Genomic DNA, 16,850 nt, shown 5'->3' on the forward strand with positions numbered 1-16,850 from the left:
GCATCCCTATGATTATGCACGTATCATATTGCTATGTACGTTCAATGATGAGCCCAAAAACCATGAGTCAGTCACCCAAAACCCGTGTTCTTACCGGTATCACCACGTCCGGGACGCCCCATCTGGGCAACTACGTCGGGGCGATCAAACCCGCCATTGAGGCGAGCCAGGACCCCAACGTACAGTCGTTCTACTTTCTGGCCGACTACCACTCGCTGATCAAGTGCCAGGACCCCAAGCGCGTGCAGCAGTCGCGACTGGAAATTGCCGCGACCTGGCTGGCGCTGGGACTGGATACCGACAACGCCATTTTCTATCGCCAATCGGATATTCCGGAAATCCCTGAGCTTACCTGGATGCTTTCCTGCGTGTGTGCCAAGGGACTGATGAACCGTGCCCATGCCTACAAGGCCGCTGTGGCCGAGAACGAAGAAGCGGGCAACCAGGATCCGGATAAAGGCATCACCATGGGGCTGTTCGGCTACCCCGTGTTGATGGCGGCGGATATCCTGATGTTCAACGCCAACAAGGTACCGGTCGGGCGCGACCAGATCCAGCATATCGAGATGGCGCGGGATATCGCGGGTCGTTTCAACCATCTGTACAAAGGCGACTATTTCACGCTGCCCAATGCGGTGGTGGACGAAAAGAGCCAGGTGCTCGGTGGGCTGGACGGACGCAAGATGTCCAAGAGTTACAACAACACCATTCCGCTCTTTGTCGCCGAGAAAAAGCTGCAGAAGCTGATGCGCAAGATCAAGACCAACTCGCTGGAACCTGGCGAGCCTAAAGACCCGGATGCCTGCACGCTGTTCCAGATCTACGCCGCCTTTGCCTCAACCGAGGAAACAGCGACCATGCGCCAGCAGTATGCCGACGGCATTGGCTGGGGGGATGCCAAGAACCAGGTGTTTGAGTATCTCAACGCCCACCTGGAAAAACCCCGCGAGCGCTATAACGCACTCATGGAAGACCCGGGTCACATTGAAGCGGTTCTGCAGAAAGGGGCTGAAAGAGCGCGGGAAGAAACGGCGGTGACCATGGATAGACTGCGAGCCGCCGTGGGGCTCGGCCGTTTCAACTAGAACGAGGTGATGACGTGCGCCTGCAACGCGATAAAAGCTTACTGCTGATGGTCGATTTTCAAGCTGGTTTAGTGCCGGTGATTGATGGCGGTAGCCAGGCCATTGCCGAGGCCCATTGGCTGTATGGCGTGGCGGATGCGCTTGAAGTCCCCGTATGGCTGACCGAACAGATGCCTGAAAAGCTGGGCGGCACGGCACCGGCGCTGCTGGAAGCGCGGCAAGCGCCAACGATTTGGCAGAAGCAGCACTTCGGGGCGATGGAAGAGACGGCGTTTCGTGAAGCGCTGAGCGCCTCGGGCAGGCAGCAGGTGGTTCTGTGTGGCACCGAGGCGCATATCTGTGTCCTGCAAACGGCGATGGGGCTGCTGGACGAAGGCTATGCGGTCTATTGGCTGACGGAAGCAACGGCCAGCCGCCGGGTCGAGGAGGCCGTCTTGGCGCGCGAGCGGGCCTGCGCCCTGGGGGCGCAGGCGGTCTCGGCGGATATGGTGGGTTATGAGTGGCTTCATCGCTGCGATACCGCGTCTTTCAGCGCCGTGCATCGCCAGTTCCTGAAACCGCGTGCCGATAGGGTCGTCCGGTTTTTCTAGCGGGAACCCTTAACGATCCGATTCGCGGCGGGTGAAGACAAAGGTGTCGCCCTGGGACGCAGCGGCATCGAAGCGATATCCCGCGACATCAAAGTCTTTTAGCGCGTCTGGGTCATTGACCTGCTGTCTAATGATCCAGGCACTCATCAGGCCGCGCGCTTTTTTAGCGTAGAAGCTGATGATTTTGAAGGCGCCGTTTTTCTCGTCTTTAAACACCGGCGTAATGACTCGGGCATCCAGCTTCCTGGCATCCACGGCTTTGAAATACTCGTTGGAAGCAAGATTCACCAGTACCTTGGAACCGCTCTCGGCAATCGCCGCGTCCAGCGCTGTTGTCAGCGTGGGCTTCCAATAGGCATACAGGTCCTTGCCCGCCGGGTTGGGCAGTTTGGTGCCCATCTCCAGCCGGTAGGGCTGAATCAAATCCAGCGGGCGCAACAGACCATAAAGCCCCGAGAGAATGCGCAGGTGCTGCTGGGCATAGCGATTTTCAGCGTCGCTAAAGGTATCGGCTTCAAGCCCGGTATAGACATCGCCCTGGAAAGCCTGTGCGGCAGGTTTGGCGTTTTCCAGCGAAAACGGCGGCTGCCAGTCGGCAAAGCGTGCCGCATTCAGCCCTGCCAGTTTATCGCTGATGCCCATCAGGTCACTGATTTGCTGAGGCGAATAGTCGCGCAGAATATCAATGAGTGCTTGGCTGTCGGTCAGAAAATCCGGCTGGCTGACGTCTCGGGTGGTTGATGGGGTTTCAAAATCCAGTGTTTTGGCCGGCGAAATAACGCTCAACATGGCAGATTCCTTGGACTTCGCAGAAATAATGATCCGTATTATACCAAGCCTCGGCGTTGGCCGAGGCTATAAGGTCGATAGCGTTGTCTGCCATCAAGGGCAGGGGTTGGGCATGCGGCGATGGATATCGTCGATCGCCTCCAGCAGTTCGTCGTCGAGCTTCAGGCTTTCGCTGGCCAGGTTGCTTTCCAACTGTTCCATGGTGGTGGCACCGATGATGTTGCTGGTCAGAAAACTGCGCGAATTGACGAAGGCCAGTGCCATCTGCGCGGGGTCGAGACCGTAATCGCGGGCCAGCGCCACATAGGCGTGGGTGGCGGCGTCGGCTTCCGGCGAAGTGTAGCGCTTGAAGCGTTCAAACAGGGTAAGGCGGCCCTTGGGCGGTTTGGCACCATTCAGGTATTTGCCCGAGAGCACGCCAAAGCCCAGCGGCGAGTAGGCTAGGAGCCCGACGTCTTCGCGGTGGGCAATTTCCGCCAGGCCGACCTCAAAGGAGCGATTCAGCAGGTTGTAGGGGTTTTGGATCGAAGCCACGCGCGGCAGGTCAAGCTGGTCGGCGAGCTGCAGGGCGCGCATGGTGCCCCAAGGGGTGTCGTTCGACAGGCCGATGGCGCGGATTTTACCGGCGTCGACCAACTCTTTCAGCGCGCTCAAGGTTTCCTCGAGCGGTGTGGCATCTTCTTCTTCGTTGTGCGTATAGCCGAGCTTGCCGAAAAAGTTGGTGCTGCGATCGGGCCAGTGCAACTGGTAAAGATCCACATAGTCGGTCTGTAGGCGCTCAAGGCTTGCGTCGACCGCCTTGAAGAGGTGTTCGCGGGTCAGGCGTGGCCCGCCGCGTATGTGGTCAAGCCCAGGGCCTGCAGCTTTGGTGGCCAGGATGACATCGTCGCGTTCGCCACGCTGCTTGAGCCAGCTACCCACGTAGCGCTCTGTCAGCCCCTGGGTGTCGGCCTTGGGCGGTACCGGATACATTTCGGCGGTATCAATAAAGTTGATCCCAAAAGCGACAGCTCGATCAAGCTGCTCGTGGGCCTCGGCTTCGCTGTTCTGTTCGCCAAATGTCATGGTGCCCAGGCAAAGTCGGCTGACTTGCATTCCGGTTCTGCCCAGTGGTCGCGTTTGCATGATGGGTCTCCTAGTATGAACACAATGACCTGCGGAATGCGCGGTATTTCCAGCGCATCGCGTCGGGGTTGTTGGGCATGTTAGCGAGGCGTTCGCCAGGCAGCAAATAAGAGGGGTTGAGTCGTCGCCATGGCAGGCGTATGCTTGCCAGCCCATTGACCGGCCAAGGGCCGGTTTGTCGCGTGGTTGGTTGTCTCATAGAGAGTGACGGCTGGCCCAAGGTTTCACAAACAGGCAGGGTGGTTGGCCATGCCACAGGCATCATCTTTGTTCATTCGGCTTGAGTTTCGTCTGGCCGAAAGGCTGTTTCAAAATCGTTGGCTGTTGCCACGCTCACCGCGTACTCAGCGGTTGACGCTGAACTTGTTCAAGCGCTGCGCTGAGGCGGGCCATCCCGACGCGCTTTCCGTTTATGGCAACATGCTGTTACAGCGAAGCCTGTCGCCCCACGATAAAGCACGCGGGGCGCGCTATGTCATGGAAGCCGCCCATGCAGGCGATGTAAAGTCGCAGTATCAGGCGGCGAAAATTTATGAGACCGGCTGTGCGCAGTACCCGAGCCGCGATGATTACGCGGTGACCTGGTATGCACGTGCGGCACAATCCGGTCATTCACTAGCGGCTGAACGCCTGGCGCATGCTTACCGGGTCGGCGAGCTGGGCCTAGCGGTGGATGCCGACCAGGCTGCCTATTGGCAGAGCCTGGTAAGTGAGCCGTCCGACCCTGTTGCGGCATGATGTGCCGTCCCTTTTTTCGCAAGTGAGGTCGTCCGTGTCCGAGACGCTACCGACGGTGTTGGATATTGAAGCGTCCGGTTTCGGGCGCGGTAGCTACCCGATCGAGGTAGGCATTGCCCGTGCCGACGGGTCCACCTGTGCGTTCCTTATTCAACCGCTTGATGAATGGACCCACTGGGACCCGAAGGCTGAGTTGCTGCACGGCATCTCCCGCGATCGATTGTGCCGCGAGGGCTTTCCGGTACGTCAGGTGGCACGCTGGCTGAACGACGAATTAAGTGACGAGGGCAAGGCGTATAGCGATAGCTGGGGATATGACAATACCTGGCTATCGTTGTTGTTTCATCATGCGGGCATGCTGCCGGGCTTTCGTCTGGAAGCGCTGAGAATTCTACTGAGTGAAGATCAGCAGGCGCTATGGAGCGATACCAAGGAAGCGGTCATCGCCGAGCGCGGCATTCATCGCCATCGTGCCGGTGAAGACGCGCGGTTACTGCAACTGACTTACCAGCGCACCCAGCAGCTTTGTCAGTAAGCGTAGGCGTTATTTAACCATCCCCCTTATCTTTCAAGCGCCTCAAGCATTGCCTTGGGTGTTTCGGCGTCGAGCAGCATGTCTCGCGTTGCTTGTGCCATGAATCCCTGCTGGACGGTACTGTTCAAAAACGTCAGCAGCGGCGAGTAGAACCCGTCGACATTGAGGAGTCCCAGCGGCTTTTCATGCAGGCCCAGATACCCCCAGGTCCAGATTTCAAACAGTTCTTCAAAGGTACCGATACCGCCGGGCAGGGCAATGAACGCATCGGCATTGGCGGCCATCGTTGCCTTGCGCTCGTGCATATTGGGCACGCGTATCAGCTCGCTAAGGCCAAAGTGGGCCTGCTCGCGCTCGACCAGATGATCCGGCATCACGCCAACCACCTCGCCCCCGGCGTCAAGTGCCGCATTGGCCAGTACGCCCATCAAACCGACCCGGGCGCCGCCGTAGACCAGTGTATGACCGCGAGCTGCCAGGGTGTGCCCCAGTTCATGGGTGGCGTGACGAAAGGCAGGGCTATTGCCCTCCCGAGAGCCAAGATAAACGCAGATTCGGGACATCTTGCTTCCTTGTACTGATGGGGGCCGAGATGAAGGCTCAAGGCAGACAGGCGTCGACCTGATAGTGAGCATCCATCCATTGGCCAATCACATTGTTGCCGCAAAGGTGGTGGGCGTACTGGGTGTGCAGGCAGCGAACCTGCTGCCAGTTGCTGATGCCGCCAATACCGCGTTGGGTGAGTACGTCGGTGTAGCCGCGCTCTGCGACCTCGGCACGCTGAGCATCGTTCATCAGTGCCCAGCGAGTCTCCACATAGTCACGATGGCTCTGCTGGTAGGCGGCGAGAAAAGCGGGGTCGTCCTGTAGCTGCTGTTCCAGCGACTTGATAACGCCGACGGCTTCAATGCGCGATATCTCGACTTTGAGCACATCGGAGCACAGCCAGTAGAGCGTCGGGAAAGGTTTGCCCTCGACAACCGGGGCCATGCGCAGCACCAGTGGGGTGCCATTACCGTCGGTAGCCGTCACGGCCTCAATGCCCTTTGGCGGGCGGCCGAGCTGCTGGGTAATAATCGCCAGTTGGCGTTCGTCGGGCGCTTGATCAGTGCGAATCACCATGGGCGAGTCTCTTGCAGGCAGTCATCGGGTGTAAGGGAAGTGGTAGTGCGCAGGATTAATCCCGGACAAACTTGGTGGAGCGGCCAACGGCGCGAAAAAAGCAGCGATTGAGCTGTTCCGGAGAGGCCACATAATGCCAGGTACGCTCACAATATTCAGCCGCTCGCGCCATCAGTACATCGTACAGGCGGTTGAACGGCGCATCATAATCGTAGGGGTCGGCGCCGAACAAGCGAATATGCGGATAATCGGCAAAGCGTTCCATAAAGTAGCGCTCAAGGTCGGCCTCGACGGCGCGGTGTTGGGCGGTGTTGTCCGGGTCTAGCCAAAGGTTATAGCGGATCGCCATGGGGCACTCCTGGCCGCCCCGTTGCCGGGGCGTCGCGGTTCAGGCGGGGGCGGGCGCGTCTTGGAGATGGGCGGAGAGCGCTTCCCGCAACTCGCCTTCGATGGGCACAGTGCATTTAGCCTGATGATCGTACTGCACGAGAATGGTGTGCCCGACATTGGTTAACTTGCCATGCTGACGCGCTTCCTGGGTAACAGTAAAGGAGCTGTTGCCCAGGCGCGTCAGGTAGGTACGTAATTCGATATCATGACCATAAAACAGTTCAGCACGGTAGTCGACCTCCATCCGCGCCATGATCAGCCGCCATGCTTTGGGGTTCAGGTCGGGGGTGAATAACCTGAATAGGTCGTTGCGGGCCAACTCAAACCAGGCGGGAAGGCGAGTGTTGTTGATGTGGCCCAGGGCATCGGTGTCGTAAAACGCCGGCTCGATGGTGCGGGTAAACATGGCGCTATCCTTGTTGGTAGTAACAGGTTGTTAGTGGCGCGGAGCATCAAACAGTCGATGGACGACCTGCTTCAGGATTACCCCAAGCAAGCGCTTGGTCAAGTGTCGGCGGTGCTGGTTCACACCAGGCGAAGCCCTTGCTGGTCACGCCAAGCGGCTGCCAAGGCGCTTTTCAACGGGGCTTGCAAATGAGTTGGAAGTGCCAGATGCGCGTCTTCCAGGTGGTCAAAATGCCGGTTGCGCAGCCAGCAGTATGCCCAGGCGCAGGCTTCTGCATCGCTCTTGGGGACTGGTCGTGCGGGCATCTGGTTTAGCAGGAACACCGCTGTGCGCGGTGCCCATAGCGGAATGTCGGTGTCCTGAGCATGGCTCCAGGCATCCAGCGTGGCGCCTGTCGGCGTCTCGCTGGGTTCGCCAAGCTTGGCGACTCGCGCCGTCTCGGCGAGAATCAGTGCGAGGCGGTCGGCATCAGCCTGGCCGAGCGAACGCCATTGGCGTAATAGCGCCGGGCATCCTGCGCGGACCTTGGTATAAAAGTCATCTTGCGGCATGCTCTATAGCACCCCCGATTAGATAAGTGAGAGACATAATGGCATTTGATTTTGCCACGCCCATTGAACGACGCCACCCCAACGGGGGGTGGGCATCGCAAAAATGGCACCGGTACGCCGATGATGTGCTTCCCCTATGGGTCGCGGACATGGATTTTCACTCACCGCCCGCGGTGATAGAGGCCCTACACGCCAGGGTATCTCACGGTGTTTATGGCTACGGTGAAGTGCCTGATACGTTAACAGAAACCTTGTGCGAGTGGAGCGCTGACCACTACCTGTGGCCTATACAACCCGAGTGGCAACAGTGGCTGCCGGGCGTGGTGCCCGCGCTGCATCTGGCGGCCCTGGCGCTGACGGCTCCGGGTGACGGCGTGTTGACCGTGACCCCGATCTACCCGCCTTTTCTGGCGGTGGCCGAGCGTACCGGCCGGTTGCCTCAGCAGGCGGCATTGGCCACGCCGGTCAGCGCCGACGATAGCTGGCGGCTGGATATCGGCGCACTGGAAGCTGCGGTGACCCCGCAAACGCGCCTGCTACTGTGGTGTCACCCGCATAACCCCACTGGCCGCGTCTGGTCGCATGGCGAGCTGGCTGCACTGGCGGCATTTGTCGAACGCCATGATCTTTGGGTGGTGTCCGATGAGCTGCATTGCGATTTGCTGCTTGACGAAGGGGCGCACCACCAGCCGCTGGTCGCGGCTTTCCCGGCACTTGCCAAACGCACCATTACGCTCTGGGCACCGTCGAAGACGTTCAACCTGGCGGGCTTGACCACTGCCTGCGCGGTGATCCCCGACAAAAGCCTGCGCAAGCGCTTCGCCCAGGCCACCAAAGGCTTGTTGCCCGATGGCAACGTGCTGGGGTTGGTGGCAGCGGAAGCGGCTTACCGCCACGGAGATCCTTGGCGTCAGGCCTTACTAGGGGTTCTACGGGAGCATTGCGCGACGCTCAAGGCGAGGGTCGCGACGTGGCCGGGGGTCGAGATGAGCCCACCCGCGTCAACCTACCTGGCGTGGCTGGATATGCGCCGGGCTGGCCTGGGTGAATCGCCGCAGGCGTCACTGCTTGAGCAGGCGGGTGTCGCTCTTTCAGACGGTGCGGCGTTTGGCCACCCGGGGTTTGTGCGGCTCAACTTTGGCACCACCGCCTCGCAGTTGGAGGCGGCGTTAGCTCGTATGGATACGCTATTGGCCGGTTGAGCGATTAGTAGAGCAGGGCAAACAGCTTACGGCGATAGGTGACCGTCAGCGGGTGGTCAGCTCCCAGGGCGTCGAATACCTGCAGCAGTGTCTTGCGTGCGGCATCGTCATTGTAGGCGCGGTCCTGCTTCATGAGCGTCAGCAGCGCCTCCAGTCCGGCTTCGTACTGGCCATCCGCTACCTGACGCAGGGCGCGTTGGTATTGCGCTTCGCTATCGGTGCGGTCACCCAGGGAGGCAATTTCGTCGCTGGAAAGTGCCTGTTCGCCGAACTCGATGCTCGCCCGAACGCCGCGGGCAGACGGGGCGTCGCGCTCTTCCGGGGGCAGGTTGTCCAACAGGCTTCGGGCTTCATCGCGGCGCCCTTCGCTGACCAACGCCCGGGCAAGGCCGATCTGGTAGGGGTAGTGGTCCGGGTATTGGCTGACCAGGTTTTGGTAAATGTCCCGTGCACCAGCGTGATCGCCCTCGTTGAGAGCCGCTTCAGCCTGCTCTTCGGGGCTGGGTGGCGCGTCTTCCGGGGCTGGGAAATAGCGATTGAGCCACTCACGAATCTGTTTTTCAGGTAGCGCGCCCTGGAAACCATCGACCAGACCACCCTGGCTGATCAGTTTAACATCGGGTACTGATTGCACGCCCAACTGACTGGCAATCTCAGGGTTGGCCTGAGTATCCAGTTTGGCGAGCAGGAAGGCCCCTCCGTACTCGACCGCGAGCCGCTCCAATACCGCCATGAGCTGTTTGCACGGCTCGGAGTCAGGGGTCCAGCAGTCCATCAGTACCGGGACTTTCATGGAGGCTTCCAGGACTTGCTGGATATTACCGGCGTTGAGGTCAATGATGACGTCTTCGGGGCGAACCGGTGGCTGGTCGCCGCTGGCTTGGCCGTCCTGGCCAGATTCAGGACTGGTTAATGCTTCACCGGTGCGAGGATCAATGATGGATGACATAAACGGACTCGCGATATAAGGAAATTTGACTCCTTATATGCAGCCGCATCGGCGCGGATTCAAGGTGAATCGGCTAAAAAAGCGTGCTTGTCGCCGGACGGTGCGTTTATATTCTTTAATGATATAGAAGATGCCCGATAAAGCATTTTACGCTATCGTGAGCAATCGGTAGGCTCATCATCATTATTATCTATATCGACCAAAAGCGCCGGTTTCCCCGCCAGGCGCTTTTGGTGTTGCCAAGGTGACTGTATGTCGACAACGACTGAAACCCCCTCCTCCCCGTATCGTGTGCCACTTATCGCCACAGCGGCGGTTGTGCTGGGCGCACTGGTCATTGGTGTGGTCTTTGAGGCCAATACCGGTCTGCTGATGATCGTCGGTGGGCTATTTGGCATGGTGCTTTATCATGCGGCGTTTGGCTTTACGTCTGCGTGGCGGGTGTTCATCAAAGAGCGGCGTGGACGTGGCCTGCGGGCACAGATGATCATGCTGGCGCTGGCCGTGGTGCTGTTTTTCCCCGCATTGGGCGCGGGTACGCTGTTTGGTCAAGAGGTGTACGGCTTTGTGGCGCCCATAGGTATCTCGGTGCTGGTCGGCGCTTTTCTGTTTGGCGTGGGTATGCAACTAGGCGGCGGCTGCGCCTCGGGGACCCTCTTCACGGCCGGTGGCGGCAATGCCCGCATGGTCATCACGCTGATCTTTTTCATCGTCGGGTCGGTGATCGGCACCGCGCACTTTAGCTGGTGGCAAAGCCTGCCCGCCTTTCAGCCCGTTTCCCTGGTGAGGGTGGCAGGCGCCGGTGGCGGTATCGCCATTAGCCTGGTGCTGTTTGCCGCCATTGCAGCGTTTACCGTGGTGATGGAAAAAGGCCGCCATGGCAGTCTCGAACAAGCCACGCCAGTAGACAAGCATGGTTATCAGCGCTGGCTAGCGGGCCCCTGGCTGCTGGTGGCAGGCGCAATTGGCCTTGCGGTATTGAACTTTGCCACCCTGGCGTTGGCTGGGCGTCCGTGGGGGATTACCTCGGCGTTCGCACTGTGGGGCGCTAAAGGCTTCGAGCTGATGGGTGGCGATGTATCCCAGTGGGGCTATTGGCAGTCGCCAGGCAATGAGGCAGCGCTTGCCGCAAGCATTTGGGGCGACGTGACCACTGTCATGAATGTGGGCATCATGCTGGGGGCGTTAGCGGCGGCCAGCCTTGCCGGACGCTTTGCGCCTAACTTCAGGATTCCGCTACGCTCAATACTGGCGGCGATCATCGGTGGCCTTTTGCTGGGTTATGGGGCGCGACTGGCCTTTGGTTGCAATATCGGCGCCTATTTCAGTGGCATTGCGTCCGGCAGCCTCCATGGCTGGCTTTGGTTAGTGGCGGCATTTGTCGGCAATATGGCAGGCGTCAAACTGCGCCCGTTATTTTTCACCGGGGAAGCTGCGCGTAAGCCGACGGCCAAAACATGCTAAGAAGTCATTAGCTAGCGCCATTTTCAGGCTACTTTTCTATTTACGCCTCAACGTTGGTTGGGGCTTTTTTGTCGCTTTAAAACGCCTGTTTGCTACCTTTGTAGGGTGGGCATGTTACATTACGCTCAACGGCTGCAGACGCGCTATGTTGCTGCATTGCAATAGAAATTTGCTAAAAAACGAGACTGCTTATGACCACCGCGAGCAAACGCCCCTTATACCTTCCTTATGCCGGTCCTTCCCTACTTGAAATGCCGCTATTGAATAAAGGCAGTGCGTTTACTCAGGAGGAGCGGCTGGCGTTCAACCTGATCGGTCTCTTGCCACAGAAGGTGGAGACGATCGATGAACAACTTGAGCGCGCCTATCGGCAATATCAGCAGTGCCACAGTGACCTGGAGCGCCATATTCACCTGCGTGCCATCCAGGATGATAACGAAACACTGTATTTTCGCCTGGTGTCACAGCACCTCGAAGAAATGCTGCCAATCATCTACACGCCGACGGTGGGCAAGGCGTGTCAGGAGTTTTCCAATATCTACCGCAACCACCGCGGGTTGTTTATCAGCTACCCTGACCGCGAGCACATGGACGACATCCTGCGCAGCGCCACCAAGGACAACGTCAAGGTGATCGTTGTCACTGACGGTGAGCGGATTCTCGGCCTGGGCGACCAGGGCATCGGCGGGATGGGCATTCCCATTGGCAAGCTGGCCCTGTATACGGCCTGTGGCGGCATCAGCCCCGCGTACACGCTGCCGATCATGCTTGATGTGGGTACCAACAATAAGTCGCTGCTGGATGACCCGATGTACATGGGCTGGCGGCACGAGCGGATCGGTCAGGAGGAATACAATGAGTTCATGGCCACCTTCATTGCTGCCGTCAAACGTCGCTGGCCCAGCGTATTGCTGCAGTTTGAGGATTTTGCCCAGGCCAACGCCATGCCTTTGCTGGAGCAGTATCGTGACCAGCTGTGCTGCTTTAATGACGATGTTCAGGGTACCGCCTCGGTAGTCGTAGGGACGCTCCTGGCGGCGTGCCAGGCTCGCGGGCAAACCATTGCTGATCAGCGGGTGGTTTTCGTCGGCGGCGGCTCTGCCGGTTGCGGCATTGCCGAGCAGGTGGTGGTGGCCATGCAGACGGAGGGCTTGCCCGAAAGCGAAGCCCGCGCGCGCATCTACATGGTGGACCGAGAAGGCCTGATGACTGACGATCAGCCCTGGCAGCGCGATTTTCAACGCCGCCTGGCCCACGAGGCAGACCTGGTCGCCAACTGGAACGGGCAAGGGCTTGAAGAGACGATTGCGCAGATCAAGCCGACAGTGCTGATTGGCGTATGTGGCCAGCGCGGGATTTTTACCGAGCAGGTGGTGCGCACCATGCACGCGGGGTGTGAGCATCCTGTGATCATGCCGTTATCCAACCCGACCTCCCAGGCGGAAGCGGTGCCCGAGGATGTCATTCGTTGGACGGAAGGCCAGGCGTTGGTGGCAACCGGCAGCCCGTTTCCACCGGTGGTCTTTAACGGCCGCACCTATCCGATTGCGCAGTGTAACAACGCCTATATTTTCCCCGGCATCGGGCTTGGGGTCGTGGCTGCCAGGGCATCGCGCGTCACTGATGAAATGTTGATGAGTGCTTCGCGGGCATTGGCGCGGGAGGCGCCATTGGTCAAGGAGGGCAAGGGCGCGCTGCTGCCACCGCTGTCGCGTATCCGTGACATCAGTCAGTCCATCGCCTTTGAAGTGGCGGCCCAGGCGCAACAGAACGGTGTGGCCCTCAAGACCGGCGGTACCGAACTGCGCGCTGCCATCGATCGTGCTTCATGGAATCCGGAATACCGCACCTACCGGCGGCGCGCTTTCTAGGCTTACGTGCAAAAAAAAGCCCCCACAAGGTGGGGGCCAGCAAGCATTGGTCGGTTTCCCGATTAGGCTGCGCCAATCATGTTACGCAGCACGTAATGTAGGATACCACCATGACGGAAGTAAGCCAGTTCGTTTTCCGTATCAATCCGGCACTTGGCATCAACGGTTTTTTCGCCATCAGCAGTTTTGATGGTCACCTTGACGCTACCTCCAGGTGTTAAATCGCTGAGTCCGGCAATCGATACCTCTTCATCACCGGTTAGCCCCAGCGTCTTGCGGCTCTCCCCTTCGGGGAACTGCAGCGGTACCACGCCCATGCCGATCAGGTTGGAACGGTGGATGCGTTCGTAAGACTCGGCGAGCACGGCGCGAACGCCCAGCAGGCGGGTGCCTTTGGCCGCCCAGTCACGCGAAGAGCCGGTGCCGTACTCTTTGCCGGCGATCACGACGAGCGGCTTGCCTTCTTCCTTGTACTTCATCGCGGCGTCGTAGATCGCCATCTGCTCACCGCTTGGCACATGACGGGTTTCGCCGCCAACCACGCCATCGAGCATTTCGTTTTTGATCCGCACGTTGGCGAAGGTGCCACGCATCATGACTTCATGGTTACCGCGGCGCGAGCCGTAGGAGTTGAAGTCCACCGGCTTGACGCCGTTCTCCTGAAGGTAGCGCCCGGCGGGACTATCGGGTTTGATGGCGCCGGCCGGGGAGATATGGTCGGTGGTCACCGAATCGCCCAGCATGGCGAGTACGCGGGCGTTGTGGACGTCCTCGATGGCGTCGGGTTCACGGCCCATGCCCTCGAAAAACGGCGGGTGCTGGATATAGGTCGACTCAGGCCACTGATAGACCTTGCTTTCGGGTACCTTGATGGCCTTCCATATATCGTCGCCTTCAAACACCTCACCATATTCTTTATGGAACATCGCGGTATTGACCTGCTCGACAGCGGTGGCGATTTCCGCCTGGCTTGGCCAGATATCCTTGAGATAAACCGGATTGCCGTTGCTGTCCTGACCCAGTGGATCCTTGCTCAGGTCGCACTGGACGTTGCCCGCCAGCGCGTAAGCGACGACCAAGGGGGGCGATGCCAGCCAGTTGGTCTTGACCAACGGGTGAACGCGACCTTCAAAGTTACGGTTACCCGACAGTACCGAGGCAACGGCCATGTCCCCGTCGGAAATAGCCTTTTCGATCTCATCGGGCAGTGGACCGGAGTTGCCGATACAGGTGGTGCAGCCGTAGCCCACCAGATTGAAGCCCAGCGCGTCCAAGTCATAATTCAAATCGGCGGCCTCCAGGTAATCGGTGACGACCTTGGAGCCCGGTGCGAGGGATGTCTTGACCCAGGGTTTGGTGGTGAGACCTTTTTCGCGCGCTTTGCGGGCGAGCAGGCCGGCCGCCATCATCACGCTGGGGTTGGACGTGTTGGTACACGACGTAATGGCGGCAATCACCACGGCACCGGGGTCGAGGCTGAAATCGTGGTCATTGAGCTTAACGGCCTGACTGGTGTCATGTTCAAAGCTGCGCTCAACCCCCACGGCAGTCTGGCCGCCCTCAGAGGAAAGTTTTCCGTTGGCGGTCGGTTCCGCGTTGGTATCTTCCTGCATGAATTTTTCAAAGGCCGACGCCATGTCTTTCAGGGCCACGCGGTCCTGGGGACGCTTGGGGCCTGCGAGGCTGGCTTCGACCTCGGTCATGTCGAGATGCAGGTTGTCAGAGAAAATCGGCTCGTCGCCCGGTTCGCGCCATAGGCCTTGAGCCTTCGAGTAGGCTTCGACCAGGGCAACCTGCTCATCTTCACGGCCGGTCAGGCGCATGTAGTTAAGCGTTTCGTCGTCAACCGGGAAGAAACCACAGGTGGCGCCATATTCCGGTGCCATGTTGGCAATGGTCGCCCGGTCGGCCAGCGGCAGGTCTTTCAGGCCATCGCCGTAGAATTCGACAAATTTACCCACGACGCCTTTCTTGCGCAGCATCTCTGTCACGGTCAGTACCAAGTCGGTTGCCGTGATGCCCTCGCGTAGCTTGCCGGTGAGCTTGAAACCGATCACTTCGGGGATCAGCATGGAAACCGGTTGGCCGAGCATGGCCGCTTCGGCCTCGATACCGCCAACACCCCAGCCAAGGACACCAAGCCCGTTGATCATGGTGGTGTGTGAGTCAGTGCCGACCAGCGTGTCGGGGTAGGCAAGGGTGCGACCATCTTCCTGCTTGGTCCACACGGCTTTGCCCAGGTATTCCAGGTTGACCTGGTGGCAAATGCCGGTGCCGGGCGGCACCACGCGGAAATTATCGAAGGCCTGTTGCCCCCAGCGCAGGAACTCGTAACGTTCCCGGTTGCGCTGCATTTCAATGTCGACGTTTTCCTGAAAAGCGGCTGGGTTGCCAAATTTATCGACCATCACCGAGTGGTCGATGACCAGGTCCACCGGCGACAGCGGGTTGATCTTGGCAGGATCCTCGCCGAGCTTTTCAACAGCGGCGCGCATGGACGCCAGGTCGACCACGCCCGGCACGCCGGTAAAATCCTGCATCAGCACGCGGGCGGGACGGTAGCCGATCTCACGACTGGATTTGCCTTCTTTTTGCCAGTCGACCAGGGCCTGCATGTCATCCTGGGAAACGCTCTCGTCGTCGGCAAAACGCAGCTGGTTTTCGAGCAGAATTTTGAGTGTCTTGGGTAGCCGGTCGATGTTGCCAAGAGTGTCTGCTGCGTCTGGCAGACTGAAATAGTGGTAGGACGTGTTGCCTACCGTTAATGTTTTTTCCGTGTCAGAAAGCTTGCTCATGCGATTCTCCTCTCTATTGCTTGGCGTTGCGCGATGCGCGCCGGTCACTGTCTTCCTTTCCTCTGGCTGATCTTGATATGACGACTATCAGTATGGCTCATCCGGGTCGTTACACCCGAGCATCATGGCCCATCGTTGTTATTAGAGGTGGGTCTGTACGCCTGCGGTTTCAAGTCGCAGCGACCTTTTTGGGTAATACTGGCCTTGCAATCCCTTGTACTTGACGCCATTTCAGGCAGACTCTGTGCAAAATTATCAGCCGACTCTTTACAAGGTGGTGTCATGCAAACACGTCACGAGCGCTTAATCATTCTGGGATCTGGCCCGGCAGGCTACACGGCAGCGGTCTATGCGGCGCGCGCCAATTTGAAGCCGCTGTTGATTACCGGACTGCAAGCAGGTGGCCAGTTAACGACCACCACCGACGTGGATAACTGGCCCGGTGATGCGCAAGGCGTACAAGGCCCTGAGCTCATGGAGCGCATGAAGCTGCACGCCGAGCGTTTCAATACCGAAGTGCTTTTTGATCATATCCACGAGGTTAGCGTAAGCGATAAACCCTTTACCTTGAAAGGCGACAATGGTGTATATACCTGCGATGCGCTGATCGTGGCGACGGGAGCCAGCGCGCGTTACCTGGGCCTGCCCAGCGAACAGCAGTTCATGGGGCAGGGCGTGTCGGCCTGCGCCACCTGTGACGGGTTCTTCTATCGTAATCAAGAGGTCGTTGTCGTCGGCGGCGGCAACACCGCGGTTGAGGAAGCGCTTTACCTTTCGAATATCGCCTCCAAGGTGACCCTTGTGCATCGTCGTGACACCCTTCGCGCAGAGAAAATTCTCCAGGACAAGCTGTTTGAAAAAGTCGATGCGGGCAAGATCGTGCTGGAGTGGTTTCAGCAGGTGGAAGAAGTGCTCGGTGATAACACCGGGGTGACCGGCGTGCGGGTGAAATCGACAAAAGACGACACTCTGAAGGATATTCACGCGCCGGGGCTGTTCATTGCCATTGGGCATAGCCCGAATACCGGCATTTTCGACGGTCAGCTGGATATGAGCGGTGGCTATATCAAGGTGAAGTCGGGGCTGGAAGGCAATGCCACAGCGACCAGTGTGCCTGGTGTCTTTGCCTGCGGCGATGTCATGGATCATGTCTACCGTCAGGCGATCACCTCTGCGGGAAGTGGCTGCATGGCGGCGCTGGACGCTGAGCGTTACCTGGACGGCATTAGCGGCTGACA

At 59.0% G+C, this 16,850-nt stretch carries 17 protein-coding genes; 8 read left to right on the top strand and 9 right to left on the bottom strand.

What is annotated here, in order from left to right:
* The first annotated feature begins 62 nt into the window (after window positions 1-62).
* Together R3F64_RS17665 and R3F64_RS17670 are read left to right on the top strand one after the other, a co-directional pair.
* Window positions 63-1,085 carry a tryptophan--tRNA ligase gene (locus R3F64_RS17665; RefSeq protein WP_332612846.1) on the top strand — a complete coding sequence of 341 codons (1,023 nt, stop codon included), beginning with the start codon at window positions 63-65 and terminating at the stop codon, window positions 1,083-1,085.
* Window positions 1,086-1,099: 14 nt separating this feature from the next.
* Window positions 1,100-1,675 carry an isochorismatase family protein gene (locus R3F64_RS17670; RefSeq protein WP_332612847.1) on the top strand — a complete coding sequence of 192 codons (576 nt, stop codon included), beginning with the start codon at window positions 1,100-1,102 and terminating at the stop codon, window positions 1,673-1,675.
* Window positions 1,676-1,684: 9 nt separating this feature from the next.
* Here the strand turns inward: R3F64_RS17670 and yaaA are convergent, their stop codons facing one another.
* Complete coding sequence (gene yaaA / locus R3F64_RS17675; RefSeq protein WP_264824836.1) at window positions 1,685-2,464, bottom strand: peroxide stress protein YaaA; 780 nt, start codon at window positions 2,462-2,464, stop codon at window positions 1,685-1,687.
* A 93-nt stretch (window positions 2,465-2,557) separates the two neighbouring features.
* Entirely contained in the window at window positions 2,558-3,589 is a 1,032-nt protein-coding gene (locus tag R3F64_RS17680; RefSeq protein ID WP_264824837.1) for an NADP(H)-dependent aldo-keto reductase, read from the bottom strand.
* Between the two features lie 249 nt (window positions 3,590-3,838).
* On the opposite strand from R3F64_RS17680, the gene R3F64_RS17685 reads away from it, so the two are divergent.
* Both R3F64_RS17685 and R3F64_RS17690 read left to right on the top strand, forming a co-directional pair.
* A complete protein-coding gene (locus R3F64_RS17685; protein WP_085920121.1) occupies window positions 3,839-4,327 on the top strand; it encodes a tetratricopeptide repeat protein in 489 nt (162 codons plus the stop codon).
* A gap of 34 nt (window positions 4,328-4,361) precedes the next feature.
* Window positions 4,362-4,862: a hypothetical protein gene (locus tag R3F64_RS17690; protein WP_199284008.1), complete on the top strand. Its 501-nt coding sequence runs from the start codon at window positions 4,362-4,364 to the stop codon at window positions 4,860-4,862.
* 26 nt (window positions 4,863-4,888) lie between these two features.
* Here the strand turns inward: R3F64_RS17690 and R3F64_RS17695 are convergent, their stop codons facing one another.
* The 5 genes from R3F64_RS17695 to R3F64_RS17715 form a co-directional block, all read right to left on the bottom strand.
* Window positions 4,889-5,425 (bottom strand): TIGR00730 family Rossman fold protein, encoded by a 537-nt coding sequence (locus tag R3F64_RS17695; protein WP_264824838.1) that lies wholly within the window; start codon window positions 5,423-5,425, stop codon window positions 4,889-4,891.
* A gap of 37 nt (window positions 5,426-5,462) precedes the next feature.
* Window positions 5,463-5,984, bottom strand: coding sequence for a DUF501 domain-containing protein (locus tag R3F64_RS17700; protein ID WP_332612852.1), 522 nt, complete (start codon window positions 5,982-5,984; stop codon window positions 5,463-5,465).
* A 55-nt stretch (window positions 5,985-6,039) separates the two neighbouring features.
* Entirely contained in the window at window positions 6,040-6,333 is a 294-nt protein-coding gene (locus R3F64_RS17705; RefSeq protein ID WP_085920125.1) for a hypothetical protein, read from the bottom strand.
* Between the two features lie 39 nt (window positions 6,334-6,372).
* The gene (locus R3F64_RS17710; protein WP_186253834.1) at window positions 6,373-6,780 is read right to left on the bottom strand and encodes an acyl-CoA thioesterase; all 408 of its coding nucleotides are present in this window, start codon (window positions 6,778-6,780) and stop codon (window positions 6,373-6,375) included.
* A 119-nt stretch (window positions 6,781-6,899) separates the two neighbouring features.
* Window positions 6,900-7,331, bottom strand: coding sequence for a hypothetical protein (locus R3F64_RS17715; protein WP_085920127.1), 432 nt, complete (start codon window positions 7,329-7,331; stop codon window positions 6,900-6,902).
* 38 nt (window positions 7,332-7,369) lie between these two features.
* Here R3F64_RS17715 and R3F64_RS17720 point away from each other — a divergent pair, with 38 nt between their 5' ends.
* Window positions 7,370-8,533, top strand: a complete 1,164-nt coding sequence (locus R3F64_RS17720; protein ID WP_332612858.1) for a MalY/PatB family protein — start codon at window positions 7,370-7,372, stop codon at window positions 8,531-8,533.
* Window positions 8,534-8,537: 4 nt separating this feature from the next.
* Here R3F64_RS17720 and R3F64_RS17725 read toward each other — a convergent pair whose 3' ends face one another.
* Window positions 8,538-9,482, bottom strand: a complete 945-nt coding sequence (locus R3F64_RS17725; protein ID WP_332612859.1) for a co-chaperone YbbN — start codon at window positions 9,480-9,482, stop codon at window positions 8,538-8,540.
* 252 nt (window positions 9,483-9,734) lie between these two features.
* Here R3F64_RS17725 and R3F64_RS17730 point away from each other — a divergent pair, with 252 nt between their 5' ends.
* A complete protein-coding gene (locus R3F64_RS17730; protein ID WP_332612861.1) occupies window positions 9,735-10,946 on the top strand; it encodes a YeeE/YedE family protein in 1,212 nt (403 codons plus the stop codon).
* 191 nt (window positions 10,947-11,137) lie between these two features.
* Entirely contained in the window at window positions 11,138-12,817 is a 1,680-nt protein-coding gene (locus tag R3F64_RS17735) for an NAD-dependent malic enzyme (RefSeq protein WP_264824841.1), read from the top strand.
* 62 nt (window positions 12,818-12,879) lie between these two features.
* Here R3F64_RS17735 and acnA read toward each other — a convergent pair whose 3' ends face one another.
* A complete protein-coding gene (gene acnA / locus R3F64_RS17740) occupies window positions 12,880-15,612 on the bottom strand; it encodes an aconitate hydratase AcnA (RefSeq protein ID WP_085920131.1) in 2,733 nt (910 codons plus the stop codon).
* 282 nt (window positions 15,613-15,894) lie between these two features.
* On the opposite strand from acnA, the gene trxB reads away from it, so the two are divergent.
* Complete coding sequence (trxB, locus tag R3F64_RS17745) at window positions 15,895-16,848, top strand: thioredoxin-disulfide reductase (RefSeq protein ID WP_332612866.1); 954 nt, start codon at window positions 15,895-15,897, stop codon at window positions 16,846-16,848.
* Window positions 16,849-16,850 lie beyond the last annotated feature (2 nt).

The organism is Halomonas sp. 5021 (genome assembly GCF_036663435.1).
GTDB classification, from domain to species: domain Bacteria; phylum Pseudomonadota; class Gammaproteobacteria; order Pseudomonadales; family Halomonadaceae; genus Vreelandella; species Vreelandella janggokensis.

What these genes read in the sequence shown, in the direction of transcription:
- R3F64_RS17730 (WP_332612861.1), top strand. Translation starts at nt 9,735, where the DNA reads ATGTCGACAACGACTGAAACCCCCTCCTCCCCGTATCGTGTGCCACTT.
- R3F64_RS17725 (WP_332612859.1), bottom strand. Translation starts at nt 9,482, where the DNA reads ATGTCATCCATCATTGATCCTCGCACCGGTGAAGCATTAACCAGTCCT.
- R3F64_RS17710 (WP_186253834.1), bottom strand. Translation starts at nt 6,780, where the DNA reads ATGTTTACCCGCACCATCGAGCCGGCGTTTTACGACACCGATGCCCTG.
- R3F64_RS17695 (WP_264824838.1), bottom strand. Translation starts at nt 5,425, where the DNA reads ATGTCCCGAATCTGCGTTTATCTTGGCTCTCGGGAGGGCAATAGCCCT.
- R3F64_RS17720 (WP_332612858.1), top strand. Translation starts at nt 7,370, where the DNA reads ATGGCATTTGATTTTGCCACGCCCATTGAACGACGCCACCCCAACGGG.
- R3F64_RS17665 (WP_332612846.1), top strand. Translation starts at nt 63, where the DNA reads ATGAGTCAGTCACCCAAAACCCGTGTTCTTACCGGTATCACCACGTCC.
- R3F64_RS17705 (WP_085920125.1), bottom strand. Translation starts at nt 6,333, where the DNA reads ATGGCGATCCGCTATAACCTTTGGCTAGACCCGGACAACACCGCCCAA.
- R3F64_RS17685 (WP_085920121.1), top strand. Translation starts at nt 3,839, where the DNA reads ATGCCACAGGCATCATCTTTGTTCATTCGGCTTGAGTTTCGTCTGGCC.
- acnA (WP_085920131.1), bottom strand. Translation starts at nt 15,612, where the DNA reads ATGAGCAAGCTTTCTGACACGGAAAAAACATTAACGGTAGGCAACACG.
- R3F64_RS17700 (WP_332612852.1), bottom strand. Translation starts at nt 5,984, where the DNA reads ATGGTGATTCGCACTGATCAAGCGCCCGACGAACGCCAACTGGCGATT.
- trxB (WP_332612866.1), top strand. Translation starts at nt 15,895, where the DNA reads ATGCAAACACGTCACGAGCGCTTAATCATTCTGGGATCTGGCCCGGCA.
- yaaA (WP_264824836.1), bottom strand. Translation starts at nt 2,464, where the DNA reads ATGTTGAGCGTTATTTCGCCGGCCAAAACACTGGATTTTGAAACCCCA.
- R3F64_RS17715 (WP_085920127.1), bottom strand. Translation starts at nt 7,331, where the DNA reads ATGCCGCAAGATGACTTTTATACCAAGGTCCGCGCAGGATGCCCGGCG.
- R3F64_RS17680 (WP_264824837.1), bottom strand. Translation starts at nt 3,589, where the DNA reads ATGCAAACGCGACCACTGGGCAGAACCGGAATGCAAGTCAGCCGACTT.
- R3F64_RS17735 (WP_264824841.1), top strand. Translation starts at nt 11,138, where the DNA reads ATGACCACCGCGAGCAAACGCCCCTTATACCTTCCTTATGCCGGTCCT.